Source organism: [Clostridium] symbiosum (genome assembly GCA_036419695.1).
GTDB classification, from domain to species: Bacteria; Bacillota; Clostridia; order Lachnospirales; family Lachnospiraceae; genus Otoolea; species Otoolea symbiosa_A.
Genome location: CP143946.1, coordinates 1399512 through 1415880, shown reverse-complemented (window position 1 = coordinate 1415880; position 16369 = coordinate 1399512). Strand labels below are relative to the sequence as shown.

16 protein-coding genes are annotated in these 16369 nt (G+C 50.3%); 4 read left to right on the top strand and 12 right to left on the bottom strand.

Annotation, left to right across the window (positions count from 1 at the left end; translation table 11 throughout):
* Positions 1-39: 39 nt before the first annotated feature.
* The 9 genes from V3C10_06560 to V3C10_06520 all read right to left on the bottom strand — a co-directional run bounded on the left by V3C10_06560 (position 40) and on the right by V3C10_06520 (position 8528).
* The gene (locus V3C10_06560) at positions 40-294 is read right to left on the bottom strand and encodes an HPr family phosphocarrier protein (GenBank protein ID WVP63470.1); all 255 of its coding nucleotides are present in this window, start codon (positions 292-294) and stop codon (positions 40-42) included.
* Between the two features lie 47 nt (positions 295-341).
* Entirely contained in the window at positions 342-1301 is a 960-nt protein-coding gene (gene whiA / locus V3C10_06555; protein ID WVP63469.1) for a DNA-binding protein WhiA, read from the bottom strand.
* A 10-nt stretch (positions 1302-1311) separates the two neighbouring features.
* Positions 1312-2187 carry an RNase adapter RapZ gene (rapZ, locus tag V3C10_06550; protein WVP63468.1) on the bottom strand — a complete coding sequence of 292 codons (876 nt, stop codon included), beginning with the start codon at positions 2185-2187 and terminating at the stop codon, positions 1312-1314.
* Between the two features lie 55 nt (positions 2188-2242).
* A complete protein-coding gene (gene murB / locus V3C10_06545; protein WVP63467.1) occupies positions 2243-3154 on the bottom strand; it encodes a UDP-N-acetylmuramate dehydrogenase in 912 nt (303 codons plus the stop codon).
* 25 nt (positions 3155-3179) lie between these two features.
* The gene (hprK, locus tag V3C10_06540) at positions 3180-4106 is read right to left on the bottom strand and encodes an HPr(Ser) kinase/phosphatase (protein WVP63466.1); all 927 of its coding nucleotides are present in this window, start codon (positions 4104-4106) and stop codon (positions 3180-3182) included.
* Positions 4107-4305: 199 nt separating this feature from the next.
* Positions 4306-6171 carry an excinuclease ABC subunit UvrC gene (uvrC, locus tag V3C10_06535; protein WVP63465.1) on the bottom strand — a complete coding sequence of 622 codons (1866 nt, stop codon included), beginning with the start codon at positions 6169-6171 and terminating at the stop codon, positions 4306-4308.
* 4 nt (positions 6172-6175) lie between these two features.
* Positions 6176-6730, bottom strand: coding sequence for a DUF1653 domain-containing protein (locus tag V3C10_06530; GenBank protein ID WVP63464.1), 555 nt, complete (start codon positions 6728-6730; stop codon positions 6176-6178).
* Positions 6727-8031, bottom strand: a complete 1305-nt coding sequence (locus V3C10_06525; GenBank protein ID WVP63463.1) for a putative glycoside hydrolase — start codon at positions 8029-8031, stop codon at positions 6727-6729. Before V3C10_06525 ends, V3C10_06530 begins: the two co-directional genes overlap by 4 nt.
* Positions 8031-8528 carry a methylated-DNA--[protein]-cysteine S-methyltransferase gene (locus V3C10_06520; protein WVP63462.1) on the bottom strand — a complete coding sequence of 166 codons (498 nt, stop codon included), beginning with the start codon at positions 8526-8528 and terminating at the stop codon, positions 8031-8033. The genes V3C10_06525 and V3C10_06520 overlap by 1 nt, the downstream gene beginning before the upstream one ends.
* A gap of 454 nt (positions 8529-8982) precedes the next feature.
* Between V3C10_06520 and V3C10_06515 the strand changes: the two genes are divergently transcribed.
* On the top strand, positions 8983-10461 hold the full coding sequence (locus V3C10_06515) for a DUF1846 domain-containing protein (GenBank protein ID WVP63461.1): 1479 nt from the start codon (positions 8983-8985) through the stop codon (positions 10459-10461).
* A gap of 92 nt (positions 10462-10553) precedes the next feature.
* Here the strand turns inward: V3C10_06515 and ftsH are convergent, their stop codons facing one another.
* On the bottom strand, positions 10554-12704 hold the full coding sequence (gene ftsH, locus V3C10_06510; GenBank protein ID WVP63460.1) for an ATP-dependent zinc metalloprotease FtsH: 2151 nt from the start codon (positions 12702-12704) through the stop codon (positions 10554-10556).
* Positions 12705-13196: 492 nt separating this feature from the next.
* On the opposite strand from ftsH, the gene V3C10_06505 reads away from it, so the two are divergent.
* Positions 13197-13700, top strand: a complete 504-nt coding sequence (locus V3C10_06505) for a DNA-deoxyinosine glycosylase (GenBank protein WVP63459.1) — start codon at positions 13197-13199, stop codon at positions 13698-13700.
* A 45-nt stretch (positions 13701-13745) separates the two neighbouring features.
* Entirely contained in the window at positions 13746-13964 is a 219-nt protein-coding gene (locus tag V3C10_06500) for a hypothetical protein (GenBank protein ID WVP63458.1), read from the top strand.
* A 64-nt stretch (positions 13965-14028) separates the two neighbouring features.
* Here V3C10_06500 and V3C10_06495 read toward each other — a convergent pair whose 3' ends face one another.
* The gene (locus V3C10_06495; protein ID WVP63457.1) at positions 14029-14355 is read right to left on the bottom strand and encodes a branched-chain amino acid transporter permease; all 327 of its coding nucleotides are present in this window, start codon (positions 14353-14355) and stop codon (positions 14029-14031) included.
* Positions 14352-15086 carry an AzlC family ABC transporter permease gene (locus tag V3C10_06490; protein WVP64582.1) on the bottom strand — a complete coding sequence of 245 codons (735 nt, stop codon included), beginning with the start codon at positions 15084-15086 and terminating at the stop codon, positions 14352-14354. Before V3C10_06490 ends, V3C10_06495 begins: the two co-directional genes overlap by 4 nt.
* A 210-nt stretch (positions 15087-15296) precedes the next feature.
* On the opposite strand from V3C10_06490, the gene V3C10_06485 reads away from it, so the two are divergent.
* Entirely contained in the window at positions 15297-16238 is a 942-nt protein-coding gene (locus V3C10_06485; GenBank protein WVP63456.1) for a radical SAM protein, read from the top strand.
* Positions 16239-16369 lie beyond the last annotated feature (131 nt).

The following is a 16369-nucleotide window of genomic DNA, read 5'->3' as shown; positions in this document are numbered from 1 at the left end:
TGCTGCAATGGTTTCCCTGCAGCAGCCCCTACTGTAAACTTAACTGTTCGTCAGATATTTTTCTATTCCTTCAATTGCCGTATCTTCATCCTCGCCCTCGGCCTGCACCCTGACTTCCTCGCCCGCCTGCAGAGTGAGAGTCATCATGCCCATAATACTTTTGGCATTGATATTTTTGTCTCCATCTATCAGATAGATGCTGCTGGAATACTGGCTGGCAACCTGAACAAGCATAGCGGCCGGTCTTGCTTCCAGACCTGATTCAAGTTGAATTGTGATTTCCTTACTCTTCATAATATCCTCCTCATCTTCCAAAAGAACTTACACCATCGCTTTCTTCCTTATACCTGTTCCTTCTGAGCTCTCAGGTTTTCTGCGATTGTACTGATCTTTCTAAGCCGATGGTTTACTCCGGATTTACCCACCTGGGGATCCAGGCTCTCTCCTAATTCTTTTAGCGTCGCATCCGGCCTGTCCAGCCTGACCTCAGCAATCTCCGCCAGTGTTTCCGGCAGATAGTCAAGCCCCACTGTATCCCGGATGTACGTAATATCCCCCAGCTGCTTTACGGCAGCCGAAACTGTTTTGTTAATATTGGCCGTCTCGCAGTTCACCTGGCGGTTCACACTGTTTCTCATCTCCTTCAAAATCCTGATATTCTCCAGATCCATCAGGGCTACATGTGCTTCCATCACGCCAAGAATCTCCACAATCTGACTTCCTTCTTTTATATATACCACAAAATACTTCTTCCTGACAACTATTTTCGCATCAATTGAGAAAGTTGCTATCAAGGCTCTGAGCTGTTCCGCCTTCTCCATCGAAGCGCAGACAATTTCAAAATGATAGAACTTCTCCGGATCACTGATGGAGCCCGCCGCCAGAAATGCTCCCCTGATAAACGCTCTGCGGCAGCATGGATTCTGGACTACCAGATTCTTTACTACAGATAAATTCTCCCACACTTCCCCGTGTTCATCCAGAAGCTTGCAGGCCTCCAGGACACGGATCGCGTCTTCGTGTTTCCGTATTACCACCGTATAGGTTCTGTTCTTTTTCAGGAATGCATTTCTCCGGATAGAAATATCAGTTCCTATATTAAATGCTTTTTTCAATAATGTAAAGTATTTTCTCGCAACCGCCACATTTTCCGTGTGGATACGGATGCTGTAATGATCCTCTTCATCAATGTGAACTTTGCCGCACAGGCTTAAGATAGCGGCAATTTCCGCTATCTGACAGTGTCTGGCAGAACTTATCTGCCGGGACAGTTCCTCTTTCACCCGGGAAGAAAATGACATCTCTCCACCTCTATTTCTTAACCTTACTATCGTTTTCAATGTCCCTGTGTTCTATCTTAAGTCCGATATCCCTGTGGCTTTCAAGCTTATCATACAGCATGTTTGCGATGGTGACGGAGCGGTGTTTGCCTCCGGTACAGCCGACGGCGACGACCAGCTGGTTTTTCCCCTCCTGGACATAGTATGGCAGAAGAAAGCCAATCATATCATAAAGCTTATCAAGGAAAATATCGGCAGTTCCTCCCTGCTTCACGAATTCCTGGACCGCCTCTTCGTTACCGGTGAGGTAACGGAGAGCATCGTCATAGTAAGGATTCGGAAGGAAACGGACGTCGAAAACGAGATCCGCATCGGAAGGAATTCCATATTTAAATCCAAAACTCAGCACGGTTACGAACAGACTGGAAAATCTTTCATGGTCCACAAAAATTTTCTCAAGCTCTACCTTCAGCTCCCTTGTCAGAAGCTTGCTGGTATCCAATATGTAATCCGCCCGTATTTTTAAAAATTTCAGTTTCTCCCTCTCTTTGGCAATTCCGCGGTCCAGCCGCTGGGTGCCTGCCAGAGGGTGTGATCTTCTTGTCTCTTTATATCTCTTAATCAGAATTTCATCGCTGGCATCCAGAAACAGTATCTCATAGGGAAATTTGAGCCGATCCCATTCACACAGCGTCTTTTCAAGTTCGCACAGCTCCTCACCGCTCCTGACGTCGATGCCCAGAGCGCCGCTCCTGATGTCTCCGCTGCTGCTCTCCACCAGTTCGGCAAACTTGCCGACAAGCGGGATCGGAAGGTTATCAACGCAGTAAAATCCCATATCTTCAAGCATTTTGAGAGCCGCTGTCTTCCCTGCTCCCGACATTCCGGTAACAATTACAAGCCGCATTTTTTTCTCCTTCTGTCATTCCTGCATCCGTTCAGCGCCGTACCGGCTGACACTTTTACTCCCAGCCTATCATGCGTACTTCCGTCTCCAGGTCCACCCCTGATGTCTCTTTCACTTTCCTCTGCACTATACGGCACAGGGAACGGATATCTTCCGCCGTAGCATCCCCGCGGTTGATGACAAAGCCGCAGTGTTTCTCAGAAACCTGTGCGCCGCCCTCGCGGCAGCCACGCATTCCCGCATCGTCTATCAGCTTCCCGGCAAAATACCCGGCCGGCCTTTTGAAAGTGCTTCCCGCGCTTGGATACTCAAGCGGCTGCTTGTCGCGCCTTTTTTTCGCCAGTTCCGCCATTTTTTCCTGAATTTTCTCCTTATCACCCTTCTTCAGGGAAATAACAGCGGAAAGGACGGTGTATTCCCTCTCCGGGATACAGCTATGACGGTAACCCAGATCCAGTTCATCTCTGGTAAGAGTAAGAATCCTGCCCGATTTCTCCATGACCCTGACCGACTTTAAGACATCCTTCATCTCTCCGTCATAGGCTCCTGCATTCATGACCGCCGCGCCGCCTAACGTACCCGGAATTCCGGCTGCAAATTCAAAACCGGTCAGCGAACGCTCCATTGCCTCTTTGGCAATCCTGGAAAGCAACGCCCCGGCGCCGGCCGTAATCTCACACGGCTCCTCCTCCCGGATCTCCGAAAAGCTCTCTCCCATCAGAATCATGACGCCGTTGTAGCCCCTGTCACTTACTAAAAGATTGCTTCCGTTGCCAAGTATATAATACGGCATCTGTTCCTCCTGGCAGAGAAGAAGCACGTTTTTCAGCGCCTCATCACCGTCCGGCGACACGAAATAGGATGCCGGCCCTCCCACGCGGAACGTGGTATGCCCGCTCATCATCTCGTCTTTTTTCACCCGGCCGTCTCCTGCCGCCAGGCGAAGTCTCTCAAAAAAATCATTCATGTTATATCCTGCCTGTTTTCTGTTTTCAATCTTTTCTCGCGAGGTTGGCCTGGACGCGGTTGTAAAGCTCCCTGGCCGCATTATACCCCATCTTCTTCTGTCTGTAGTTGACAGCCGCCGATTCCACGATAATGGCAAGATTTCTGCCCGGGCGGATCGGGATTGAATGGCAGACTACCTTGTTGCCGAGGAATTCCGTATACTGGTCTTCCATTCCCAGCCTGTCATACTCTCTCTCTCTGTCCCACTCTTCCAGTTTGATTACCATGTCGATGGACTGGGTATCCTTAACACTCTCAACACCGAACAGTGTTTTCACGTCAATGATACCTATGCCGCGAAGTTCAATAAAATGCCTGGTGATGTCGGGCGCAGAACCGATCAGCGTCTCATCGCTGACGCGCCGTATCTCCACCACATCGTCGCTGACAAGACGGTGTCCCCTCTTAATCAGCTCCAGGGCGGCCTCGCTCTTTCCGATCCCGCTCTCGCCCATAATCAAAACACCCTCTCCGAATACGTCCACCAGCACCCCGTGGATGCTGATCATCGGAGCCAGCTTAACATTGAGCCAGCGGATGATTTCCGCCATCAGATCCGATGTCGTCTTCTCCGAAACCATGCATGGAACTTCATAATGGTTGCAGAGCTCCAGCACATCTTCATCCGGCATCATGCCCCGGCTGTAAAGAAGGCAGGGGATCTGGCTGGAAATCAGGGCATCGTAAACCTCATGGCGGCGCTCCGCCGACAGCTTATCAAGATATGCGTGCTCCACATACCCGATGATCTGGACACGGTCTTTGTCAAAATGGTCAAAAAAGCCGGTCAGCTGCAAAGCCGGACGATTTACATCCGGATGTACCAGCACAATCGCGTCGGTATCCAGCTCCATTGTCATATTTCGAAGCCCCAGTTTCTCTATCAGTTCCGTAATCGTAACTCCATACATGGTCCTCATTCTCCTTCTCTGTGGCATTTTTTCAGAATTCTGCCTTTCACGCCTTATGCGGCAGATATGAAACCTTTTCTTTATCCTATCACAACTTTTACCGCTTGTCATCAACTGCGGCAGGACGGTTCCGTTTCCCTCCCCGTTCCTGTTTGGCCGTCCGTAAAAAACAGTGGGCGGCGGGTGGAAACCGTTTCACTTATTCTTCTCCGTGGAAGAAATTATATACGGCCTCGGCTGCATTCCGGTTCATCTGCGGCGCTCCGGCCAGTTCCTCGACTCCCGCGTCCCTGACCGCCTCAATCGTCTTAAAATGGCGCATCAGCGCTTTCCTTCTGGCGGGTCCGATTCCCTTTATATCATCCAGAACGGAGCGCACCTGTTCCTTGCTGCGCAGGCTCCTGTGGTATTCAATCGCAAAACGGTGGGCCTCGTCCTGTATTCTTGTAATCAGCCGGAATCCCTCCGAATGATGATCGATCGGTATTTCCACATTGTTATAATAGAGTCCCCTCGTCCTGTGGTTGTCATCCTTGACCATACCGCATACCGGAATCTCGATCCGCAGGCTCCCAAGCACTTCCAGGGCAATGTTTACCTGTCCTCTTCCGCCGTCCATCATGATAAGATCCGGAAATCTGGTAAAGCTTCCGAAGGCCGCGTCGCCGCCCTCCGCCTTCAGCTTTTCCGTTTCCTCCAGTCCGTGTGAAAAACGGCGCGTCAGCACCTCTCTCATGGAAGCATAATCATTGGGTCCTTTAACAGTTTTTATGCGGAACTTCCTGTAATCATTCCTCTTCGGCCTGCCGTCTTCATAAACAATCATGGAACCGACCGATTCAAAACCGCTGATATTGGAAATATCATAGGCCTCTATCCTCCTGACGCCTTTTAAACCAATCCATTCGCCCACCTGGTTCATGGCCCCGATGGTGCGCAGTTCCTCCCTCTTGATCTTCTCTTTATCCTGGGAAAGAACCATTTTCGCGTTCTTTTCGGCCAGCTCCACGAGCTGTTCCTTGCTGCCCTTCTTCGGAACGACGATTTTTACCTTCTGTCCTCTTCTCGATGTCAGGAAACTGCTGATGACCTCCTCATCTTCCAGCTCCTCCTGCACCCAGATCTCATGTGGAATAAACGGTGTTCCGGCATAGAACTGCTTGACAAAGCTGTTTAAAATCTGCCGGTCCTCCTCGGCCGAGGAAATGGACATGTAGAAATGTTCCCTGCCGATTAAGCGGCCTTCCCTGACAAAGAATACCTGGACCACTGCGTCCCTGTCATCCTTGGCCATGGCGATAATATCCCGATCGTCCATACTCTGACTGGTAATCTTCTGTTTCTGCGCCACCTTCCTGACACTGCCAAGCAGTTCCCTGTATTCAATGGCCTTTTCAAATTCCATCTCCTCCGAGGCGGCCATCATCCTGTCTTCCAGATATTTCATCACCGGCTCATACTTTCCGCCCAGAAAATCCAGGGCCTGTTTTACAGACTGCTGGTATTCCTCCTTTGAAATATACCCCTGACAGGGGGCGTCGCACTGGTGGATATGGTAATACAGGCAGGGCCTGTCCTTTCCGATGTCCTGAGGCAGCTTTCTCGTGCAGGTCCTGATATGGTAAATCTTATGGATCAGCTCGATCGTGTCCTTCACGGCACCGGCGCTGGTAAACGGTCCAAAATATTTATTTTTATCTTTCTTCATAATGCGTGAAAACAGGATCCTGGGATAGTCCTCCGCCACCGTCACCTTGATGTAAGGGTAGGTCTTGTCATCCTTCAGCATGGTGTTGTAGCGGGGCCTGTGTTCCTTGATCAGGTTGCACTCTAAAACGAGCGCTTCCAACTCCGAGTCGGTCACAATATACTCAAACCTGGCAATCCTCGACACCATCTGCTCTATCTTGGACGTCTTGTTCCGGCTGCTCTGGAAATACTGGCGCACACGGTTTTTCAGGCTGATGGCTTTTCCCACATAGATAATTTCGTCTTTTATGTCATGCATAATATAAACTCCCGGCTGGGCCGGAAGTTTTTTCAGTTCTTCTTCAATATTAAACATTTTCTTATCCCCGGCGCAGTCTGGATGCGTCGTATCTCTGCTGCATCCTCAGATACTGTTTCAATCCGTCAATCTGTTCCTCGATGGTCCCGTCGGACGGTTTCGCATCCAGGCACAGGCACAGGCTGTCTACCTCCCTCTGCCCTACCCTGCCCTTCATCCGCTGAAGGATGGCCAGCCGTTCCTCAAAGGACTCCGTATCCAGAAACTCTAAAAGCATCGGGCTGACGGCAGCCTCCTCCGGCCTGGTGTATGGGTGCATTTCCCTGTCCGCAGCCGGGCTTTTTGCCGTCCCTGCGGCATGATTTGCGGCATCCTGTTCCTGCCCTGGATAGACCTGCTCGAATCTGTATTTCTGCACAGCATCCGGATACTTACTCCTGTCCACCTCTTCCATAAACATGGAAAGGGGGCGGACCCAGACGCTGTAATCTCCGTAGAGCGCCTGGTAAACCACCATTTTTTCGCCAGTCTCCGAGTGGTTTGCCACCGCCATGATCTGGTACATTTTATTTTTAAAGTGTCTGTAAAATTCACCTGGTTTTGGAACTGCATTCATTGTTCAAGTCCTCCGTAATGATAGTTATTTGATGCATTCCACAGAATCCATTCCTCGTATCCCGCATCGTATACGGCCTGGATCTGCCTGCGTATCTCTTCGTTGCCATATTTAATGTGATGTTTCAGATAAGTTGCCGTAAAGTCCTGGAGCCACGGACGGACGATCGCCTGGCGTTCCTCCTCAGGATAGGTTGAAAGCTCGGCCTCGGACTTCTGCAGCGCCCCGAGAACGGTCTCATAGGGATGCATATCCGGGTGATCCAGCCCGAAGTTGCCGTCACCGTAGTGGGACGGGTAAATCATCGGACAGATATAATCCAGGTTCTGCGCCATTTCGCCGTAGATCTGGCCTACCGCGCCGGCGTCCTCCTCGCTCCCGATGATCGCGCCAAAGACATCGGCGGAGACAAACACTCCGAGAGGCGTCAGCTTATCATAGGCATATTCTGTAAATTCCGCAATGATATCCGTCTTGGAACGCCCTTTTGTCTCCTCCTCATCGAACACTACCTCGCGCATCGTAGAGTCGGTGGCAAAGCGGATATAGTCAAACTGTATCTCATCGAAACCGGCATCGGCCGCCTTCGTCCCCGCTTCCACCAGATAATCCCAAACTTCCTGTCTGTATGGGTTTACCCAGGCCAGGCCTTTTTTATCCCTGTAGAGGGAACCGTCCGCTTTTTTCAGGCTCCACTCCGGCTTTTTCTCCGCCAGATAAGGATCTTTAAAGGCCACAATCCGGGCTATGGTATAAATATCGTGTTCTTTCAGTTTTTGAAGCAGCGCTTCCAGATTCGGGATATAGGCTTTACATGCGTCTATCTCGTTGAACATCTCCGAATCTGTGGGTGCGGTAATGCGGCCGTCATCATTTTTGAAATCTATGACTACCGCATTCAGTTCCGTCGCATCGATCTGCTTTATAATATTGTCCATCATCTTTTCATTCCCCGCCACGTAGGCGGAAACGTAGATGCCTTTTACTTTTACGGGTTCGCGCTGTTCGAAAAGCTCGTCCCCGTCGGTAATCTTAAGAATCTTCTCAAGCTTAGCCGCCAGCGGACCCCTGGGGGTGTTTTCCGCGTTTCCGGAATTTTCCGGCGTCTGCCCTGTCCGGCTCTGCTCTCCGTCTGCACCTGTTTCAACGGAATTTCCGACGGCATCGCTGCCCGAGGCAGGGTTTTCCATCGAGCCGTTTTCTGTCTCTTCCTGGACGATATCCGGCATTTCCGCCGGGTTATACCGTGTGCAGCCGGCCAGCAGACAGGCGCACATGCTTAAAATCAGCCACTTTCTCATCACTTGGTTCCCCTGTGTTTCTGTTCTAATTCGAGGAGCTTTTCCTTGATCGGCAGTCCTCCGCCATACCCGGTCAGGCGGCCGTCGGCGCCAATTACACGGTGGCACGGCACTATGATCGGGATTGGATTATGGTGGTTCGCCATGCCGACCGCACGGCCGGCTCTCGGATTCCCGATTCTTGCAGCTATCTCTCCGTATGTGATTGTCTCTCCGTACGGAACCGTGAGAAGCTGATCCCAGACCTTTTTCTGGAACGAGGTTCCGCGCATTGAGAGCGGGATGTCAAATGTCCTTCGTGTTCCGGCAAAATATTCTTCCAGTTGGCGCTTTGTTTCCAAAAGCAGTGGTGTCTCCTGTTCTACAGACTCCGCCTGACGGCCGGCCTGAAAGGTTTTTGGTTCTTTTACAGCGAATGATATCTCGGTTAAGGCATTGTTTTCCTCTGCAAGGAGGAGCGGGCCGATAGGGGTTTCGATTTGGATTGTGTATCGCATATAGGAGACCTTCTTTCTTGGAATGAGAGGGTGGAAGAGTGACTGGGGGTGGGGCCGAGGGCTCGATAAAGACACTCCGGGTGGGCCGGAAAGCTGGAATCGCGTTTCACTACCGGGCCGGGTGGTGAGTCAGGAAAGTGGAACTTTCCTGACTCACGGGCTTCGCCCTGTGAACAGAAAAATAAACAAGTTCCCAAACGGGAACGAGCTCCCGTTTGGGAACTTGTTTATTTTTCTGTTCACCCGGCTCATTGCCTACGCGGATATTATACCACCCTCCCCCCCACCTTTTCCAGCCCCATCTCATTTTTCTATCACTTTCTATAACTTTTCCCCCATTTTGCGCACTTTTTTTAACTTTTTTCATTTTCCCCCTACTCAAAACCTCTTTTTTGTAGGATAATAGGATGGGTTTGTATTTTAAAATATTACTTATAGATAAGGATGGGACGTTATGAAATTAGGTTTTGACAATGACAAATATCTGAAGACGCAGTCGGATCGCATCCGCGAGCGTATTGATCAGTTTGGGGATAAGCTTTACCTCGAGTTTGGCGGAAAGCTGTTTGATGATTTTCATGCTTCCAGGGTTTTACCGGGTTTTGCTCCCGACAGTAAGCTTCGTATGCTGCTGCAGCTGGCTGATCAGGCTGAGATTGTAATTGCCATCAGTGCTGCGGATATTGAGAAGAATAAGATCCGCTCTGATCTCGGTATTACTTATGACGTGGACGTACTCCGCCTCATCCAGGCTTTTACGGATAAAGGGCTCTATGTGGGCAGTGTCGTGATTACCCACTATTCCGGGCAGGCCAGCGCCGATACATTTAAGAAGAAACTGGAACATATGGGAATCCGTGTTTACCGCCACTATACGATCGACGGTTATCCCGGCAATGTGCCGCTGATCGTGAGCGATGAGGGGTATGGTAAGAATGATTATATCGAAACATCCAAACCTCTCGTAATCGTGACCGCCCCAGGCCCCGGAAGCGGTAAGATGGCTACCTGCCTGTCTCAGCTTTATCATGAAAATAAACGCGGCATCAAGGCCGGTTATGCCAAATTCGAGACCTTCCCAATCTGGAATATTCCGATTAAGCACCCGGTTAATCTGGCTTATGAGGCTGCTACCGCAGATTTGAACGATGTCAATATGATTGACCCCTTCCATTTAGAAGCATATGGGGTGACTACGGTTAATTATAACCGCGATATCGAAATTTTCCCGGTACTCAGCGCTATTTTTGAGGGAATCTATGGGGATAATCCCTATAAGTCCCCAACGGACATGGGCGTTAACATGGCCGGAAACTGTATTTTTGACGATGAAGCCTGCTGCGAAGCCTCCAAACAGGAGATTATCCGGCGCTACTACCAGGCTTTGAACCGTGTTGCCAAGGAAGAAGGCAGCAAGGAGGAAGTCTATAAGATTGAACTTCTGATGAAACAGGCTAAAATCTCCACCGAAATGCGCAAGGTAGTTCCGGCTGCCCTGGACGAGGCCGAGAGGGAAGGCGCTCCGGCCGCCGCCATCGAACTGCAGGACGGCAGGATAGAGACAGGTAAGACGTCCAACCTGCTGGGTGCTTCCGCCGCTCTTCTGCTCAACGCAGTGAAGGCCCTGGGGAACATCCCTCACGGCACGCACCTGATTTCACCGACCGCTATTGAACCGATCCAGAAGCTGAAGGTCGATTATCTAGGCAGCAAAAACCCGCGCCTCCACACGGACGAGGTCCTCATTGCCCTCTCCATGTGTGCTGCAACCGACAAAAATGCGCAGATCGCCCTGGAGCAGCTTCCCAAGCTGAAACACTGCCAGGTCCATACCTCCGTCATGCTGTCGGAAGTCGATATCAAAACCTTCCAGAAACTGGGAGTCGGGCTTACATCGGAACCGGTGTATGAACATAACAGACTGTACCATTAAACTTAAAAAAACCGGACGGCGTCGTGGGACTGCCGGAACAGAAGCATAAAAAGAAAGAAACAGGCCCGAGTCACATTCAGGCCTGTTTCTTTTTAAATTTCTTTTGTCTCATTCTCTGCCGCCGGTGCGTCCGAACCCTCTGTCTCCGGTCCGTCCGTTCCGTTTTCTGTAACAGTCTCCGTCTCCCGGCCAGCTTCCGGGCTGTCGGAAACTTCCGTCCGCCGTGTGTTTTCGGCCGTCTCAACCTCTTCTACGGTTTCGGCATTTTCAGCCGTTTTTGTATCAGCCGTCACCTCCGGTGCATCTGTTTTGCCTTCACTGACATCGGCATTAGCTGTTTCGCTCTTTTTCTCTTCCGGCTCAGGAAGCCCCTTCACCTTACGGAAAATCTTCATAAATTCTTTGCCCGTGATCGTCTCCTTCTCAATCAGGAAAGCGGCAATCTTATCCAAAACATCCCTGTTTTCAAGAAGAAGCCTCTTAGCCTCCTCATAGGAATCCTTGAGAATGCCCATAACCTCCTGATCAATCTCGGCCGCCGTCACATCACTGCAGTTCAGTACGGTGCGTCCGTTGAGATACTGGTTTTCCCTGGTTTCAAGGCCCATCAGGCCGAATTTCTTCGACATACCGTACTGGGTAATCATGGCTCTGGCAATCCTCGTAGCCTGCTCGATGTCGTTGGAAGCGCCGGTCGTAACCGTATCGAATACGATTTCTTCCGCCGCACGCCCTGCCAGATATCCAACCAGCATGGCGCGTATCTCTTTCTCCGTATTGAGGTATTTCTCCTCTTCCGGAACGTGCATAACATAACCGAGGGCGCCCATCGTCCTGGGCACAATCGTAATCTTCTGGACCGGCTCCGCATCCTTCTGCAGTGCGCTCACCAGCGCATGGCCCACCTCGTGGTAGGAAACGATACGGCGCTCTTCCTTGCTGAGAATTCTGTCCTTCTTCTCCTTGCCCACTAATACTAACTCCACGGCCTCAAACAGGTCGCTCTGGGCTACCGCATGTCTGCCGTGTTTAACGGCCGTAATGGCCGCCTCGTTCATCATATTGGCCAGGTCGGCGCCCACCGCACCTGAAGTTGCCAGTGCAATTTCTTCAAAATTAACGGATTCATCCAGCTTCACATCTTTGGAATGAACCTTTAAAATGTTAATACGGCCCTTTAAGTCAGGTTTATCCACGATAATACGCCTGTCAAAACGGCCCGGGCGCAGAAGCGCCGGATCGAGAATCTCAGGACGGTTTGTAGCCGCCATAACAAGAAGACCCTTGGAGGAATCGAATCCATCCATCTCGGAAAGCAGCTGGTTCAGAGTCTGCTCCCTCTCATCATTGCCGCCGAGGCGGGAATCACGGCTCTTACCAATGGCATCCACCTCGTCAATGAAAATAATACACGGTGCGGACTGCTGCGCCTGTTTAAACAGATCACGGACACGGGAAGCGCCGACGCCGACGAACATCTCCACAAAGTCGGAACCCGACAGGGAATAGAACGGTACCTTCGCCTCGCCCGCAACCGCCTTGGCAAGAAGTGTCTTACCGGTTCCGGGAGGACCCACAAGAAGGGCTCCCTTTGGAAGCTTTGCACCAATCTTCGTATATTTGCCAGGATTGTGGAGAAAATCTACAATCTCGGTCAGGGATTCCTTGGCCTCATCCTCACCGGCCACGTCCTTAAACGTAACTCCCGTCTCCTTCTGGACATAGACCTTGGCGTTGCTCTTTCCAACGCCCATCAGACCGTTGCCGCCGCCCATCCGGCGCATCATGAAGTTCAGGAGAAGAACCATCAGACCAATCGGAAGCACCCATTCCAGGATCAGCACGATAATGCTGGCCGTGGCATCCACCTGGGCCTGTTCATACTGGGTTACTCCGGCCTTCTCCAGCTTCGCCTGGAGATCCGGATCCTCCATGGGAATTGCATAATACTCAATTCCAATCAGTCCGCCGTACTTGCTCTGGCTTCCGGTGTATTTCTTGGAATCCTTCTTAGGGGTAATCTGAATCTTGTTGCTGCTTACGACAACCGACTCCACTTCCCCATCCTTTAACATCTGGTTAAATTCACTGTAGGGCACAAGCTGCGTCCTGCTCTGCTGCCAGAGATTATGCATCGCGCTGACACAGAGCAATGTAAAAATCATAGTAATGATAAGAACCATGTAATTTTGTCCGCCCTTGGGATTCTTACCATTCTTATTCTGGTTGTTGTTGTTATCCATATGTGTTCTCCATTCCGAATAGACATTACAGTCCGCCTGATAGCCTCCGCTGGATGTATTTATGCGCATTCTGAGCGCTCACCGGGTCCGGCAGACGCCAGGCCATGCTCTTTATGGCCTGAGTGCATCTCCACCGCCAGATCTATGCATGGTTAGATTATGGCAGAGACAGCTCGATCTATTCTATATCATTATAGTGTGACATTCCTTATAAATCAAGAACTGAAATATTAAAATGTTATAAACAAAATAATTGTTTTTGGTGCAAATTTCCCCTGTTTTCCTTTATCCCCCTGCTTATCTGTGATAAAATGGATTTGCAGGGTTATAAATGACAAACCAAAACAGAATTGCCTGCCGCCGGGCAGTAAAGACTATGACTGTGCACAAGAAGCGGAAAGGTCTGTTATTTCACCCTTTCTTCTGTTTCCGGCCTCCTGAACGCGGCCGGTATTTATGTTAATTGATTATCAGCTAAAGATGAGGTAAATTATGTTAAATCACGTAATCCACGGCATTGAACCCGTATTCGACAGCCATTCCGCAATTTTAATTCTCGGCTCCTTCCCTTCCGTAAAATCACGGGAGGCCCATTTTTTCTATGGGCACCCCAGGAACCGCTTCTGGCCCGTGCTCGCGGCCATCCGTAAAGAGCCGGTTCCCGTCTCGATCGAAGAGAAAAAAGCATTTCTGCTCAGGAACCAGATCGCCGTCTGGGATGTAATCGAGAGCTGCGACATCGAAGGTTCCAGCGACAGCTCCATTAAAAACACCGTCCCCAACAACCTGAACCTGATTCTTAAAACGGCGCCTGTGAAGCAGATTTATACAAACGGCGGCGTTTCGGGGAAGCTTTATGATAAGTACTGTCTCCCTTTAACCGGGATGGAAGCCGTTAAACTTCCCTCCACCAGTCCTGCCAATGCGGCCTCTTCGCTTGAAAAACTCATTTTGTCATGGGAATGCGTCAATCGTCATCTGCCTCTATTTTCCTGACATAGTTTTACCCGGTCTCACCACAATAATACTGAGGTGAGAAATATGGAAAAAAATTATAAGGCAGACGGCACGGCCGATGTTACCGCCGACAAAACCCCCGAATTCGATGAGAGTGAGACCATGTTCGATCTGGATATCTGCTCCGCCACCGACTGCACCGGCCTGATTCCGGCCATGCCGCAGTCCGACAGCGAGATTACGTCCTATGAACAGCTCTACCACTTTCTGCCGAGGGCAACAAATAAGAGTGAAAAAGACTAATCTCCACTCCCCCATTTTAAAAGACGGCGAAAAATCCGCAATGCGTTTTTTCGCCGTCTGTATTTCAAAACACAGCCTGAACCAGCACCATATACAAAACCGTTCCCACGCCAATGCTCAAAAGAGAATTCTTCTTCCACACATGGAGCGCCGCAACGGCCGCAGATGCAATAAACTCGGGCAGGCCAAAGGGCCAGGCTGACAGTGTTACGCCCTTCAGACAGTAGACCACCAGAAGCCCCATTGTGGCATAAGGCAGCGTCTTTCCCAGATATTCCACATATTTAGGCATCTCTTTCCCCTGGGGAAACAGTAAAAACGGAAGAAATCTCGTAATCACCGTTCCGGCCGCCATCGCAATCACGATCCATAAAATATAACTGTCGCTCATTCTCTGCTTCTCCCCTCTCTCTTATACCCTGCGGTCACCACAAAAAGAATTGCAATCATCGCCGGGATAATAAACGCATCCTGTCCGAATATCCACAGGCAGAGCACAGAACATGCCACCCCTGCCAAAGCCGGGCCATGCTTTTTCTGCGACATCCACTGCTCCGTAAATATCACGACAAAGAGAGCGGTTAGCGCAAAATCCAGGCCCGCCGTATTAAATGTGATGACGCTTCCCGCAACCGCCCCGATGAGCGTCCCCAGCACCCAGTAGCACTGATCCAGAAAGGTCAGCAGAAAGTAGGCTTTTTCCTCATGGATTCCCTCTGGAATCTTCTCATTACATACAACGGAAAACGTTTCATCCGTCAGCCCGAAAATCAGATACGGTTTGGTTTTCCCCATATTCTGATATTTTCCCAGCATGGAAATTCCGTAAAAAAGGTGGCGCGCATTAACCATCAGCGCCATCAGAAACGCCGCAAGCGGGCTGACCGCGGCCAGAAGCAGATTGATGCCCACATACTGTAAGCTTCCCGCATATACGATAATACTGATCGCCAGCGCCCAGCCGACTCCGAACCCATTGACACTCATTAAAATTCCATATGCCGTCCCTAAAAATATGTATCCGACCATGACCGGCACCGTCTTCGGAAAGACATAGCGCAGCGTGCTTCCCTGTTCTTTTTCTATACTCTGTTCTTTTTCTATACTCTGTTCTTTTTCCATACTCTGTTCTCTTCCGTCATTCTCCCCGCTCATCTTTTCATCCCCGACACTTTATTTTTCATCCCGATACTGCTATACTGTGGTTACTGTTCCCAGGTCTTATGCCATAATATGTTTTCGTATAAAAGGCCACACCGGTATAACCTGAAATTATATTATAGTTTTTAATTTTATCCGCGATTAATCATTATGTCAATAGGAGTATCGAAAATGAAATCCGACTTCAATCATTCATTCCGTTATGAATCCTGCAATTTCTGTCCGCGCAGCTGCGGAATCGATCGTTTTAAGCACACGGGCTATTGCAAAAGCCCTGCGAATATCACCGCGGCCAGGGCGGCTCTCCATCAGTGGGAGGAGCCCTGCATCAGCGGTATCCGCGGGAGCGGCACCGTGTTTTTCACCGGCTGCACGCTCCGGTGCTGCTTCTGCCAGAACTACAGGATCAGTTCCGAAGGTTTCGGCAGGGAGATATCCACCGGCCGCCTCGCCGAAATTTTTCTGGAACTTCAGGCACAGGGCGCCCATAATATCAACCTGGTGACCGCCACCCAATACCTGCCCTCCGTTCTCGACGCGCTTGCCTCCGTAGAAGGGGAGTTGAGGATTCCCGTCGTCTACAACTGCGGCGGCTATGAGACACCGGAAACCATAGACGCCCTGGCCCGGTTCGTCGACATCTGGCTCCCGGATCTCAAATATTTAAGTCCCGTTCTTTCAAAAAAGTATTCCCAGGCAGAAGACTATTTTGAAGTCGCTTCACGGGCCGTCGGCCGCATGATCCGCCTGTCAGGACCTCCGGTATTCGAAGAATATCAGGATCCGGACACCGGCCGTGCCTGCCGGCTGATGAAAAAAGGCGTTATCATACGCCATATGGTTCTGCCCGGACATAAAGATGATTCCATCAGCCTGATGCACTGGATCCGCCGTAATCTGCCAAAAGGACAGTTCCTGATCAGTCTGATGAGCCAGTATACCCCCTTTTACAGAAGCAGTGAATATCCCGAAATCAACCGGCGAATCACAACATATGAATATCAAAAAGTGCTGGATACCGCCATAGAACTTGGCCTGACCGATGGATTCATGCAGGAAAAAAGCAGCGCGAAGGAAGAATATACACCGCCCTTTGAACTGGAAGGAATTTAACCGGGCGTAAAACTGGCCCCCGGAAGTGAAACTGATGTCTTTCGGTGCTGTAAACACCCTGGGAAATCTAAAAAAGCGGATCATAAGGATAATCCGCATGGTAATTTGCTGAAAATTTGAAAACAAACGCC

Bases quoted from the DNA above. Each gene is read 5' to 3' on its own strand.
- V3C10_06530 (WVP63464.1), bottom strand. From the start codon at position 6,730: ATGAATGCAGTTCCAAAACCAGGTGAATTTTACAGACACTTTAAAAAT.
- ftsH (WVP63460.1), bottom strand. From the start codon at position 12,704: ATGGATAACAACAACAACCAGAATAAGAATGGTAAGAATCCCAAGGGC.
- murB (WVP63467.1), bottom strand. From the start codon at position 3,154: ATGAATGATTTTTTTGAGAGACTTCGCCTGGCGGCAGGAGACGGCCGG.
- V3C10_06485 (WVP63456.1), top strand. From the start codon at position 15,297: ATGAAATCCGACTTCAATCATTCATTCCGTTATGAATCCTGCAATTTC.
- hprK (WVP63466.1), bottom strand. From the start codon at position 4,106: ATGTATGGAGTTACGATTACGGAACTGATAGAGAAACTGGGGCTTCGA.
- uvrC (WVP63465.1), bottom strand. From the start codon at position 6,171: ATGTTTAATATTGAAGAAGAACTGAAAAAACTTCCGGCCCAGCCGGGA.
- V3C10_06505 (WVP63459.1), top strand. From the start codon at position 13,197: ATGTTAAATCACGTAATCCACGGCATTGAACCCGTATTCGACAGCCAT.
- V3C10_06495 (WVP63457.1), bottom strand. From the start codon at position 14,355: ATGAGCGACAGTTATATTTTATGGATCGTGATTGCGATGGCGGCCGGA.
- rapZ (WVP63468.1), bottom strand. From the start codon at position 2,187: ATGCGGCTTGTAATTGTTACCGGAATGTCGGGAGCAGGGAAGACAGCG.
- V3C10_06490 (WVP64582.1), bottom strand. From the start codon at position 15,086: ATGGAAAAAGAACAGAGTATAGAAAAAGAACAGAGTATAGAAAAAGAA.
- V3C10_06500 (WVP63458.1), top strand. From the start codon at position 13,746: ATGGAAAAAAATTATAAGGCAGACGGCACGGCCGATGTTACCGCCGAC.
- V3C10_06560 (WVP63470.1), bottom strand. From the start codon at position 294: ATGAAGAGTAAGGAAATCACAATTCAACTTGAATCAGGTCTGGAAGCA.
- V3C10_06515 (WVP63461.1), top strand. From the start codon at position 8,983: ATGAAATTAGGTTTTGACAATGACAAATATCTGAAGACGCAGTCGGAT.
- V3C10_06525 (WVP63463.1), bottom strand. From the start codon at position 8,031: ATGAGAAAGTGGCTGATTTTAAGCATGTGCGCCTGTCTGCTGGCCGGC.
- V3C10_06520 (WVP63462.1), bottom strand. From the start codon at position 8,528: ATGCGATACACAATCCAAATCGAAACCCCTATCGGCCCGCTCCTCCTT.
- whiA (WVP63469.1), bottom strand. From the start codon at position 1,301: ATGTCATTTTCTTCCCGGGTGAAAGAGGAACTGTCCCGGCAGATAAGT.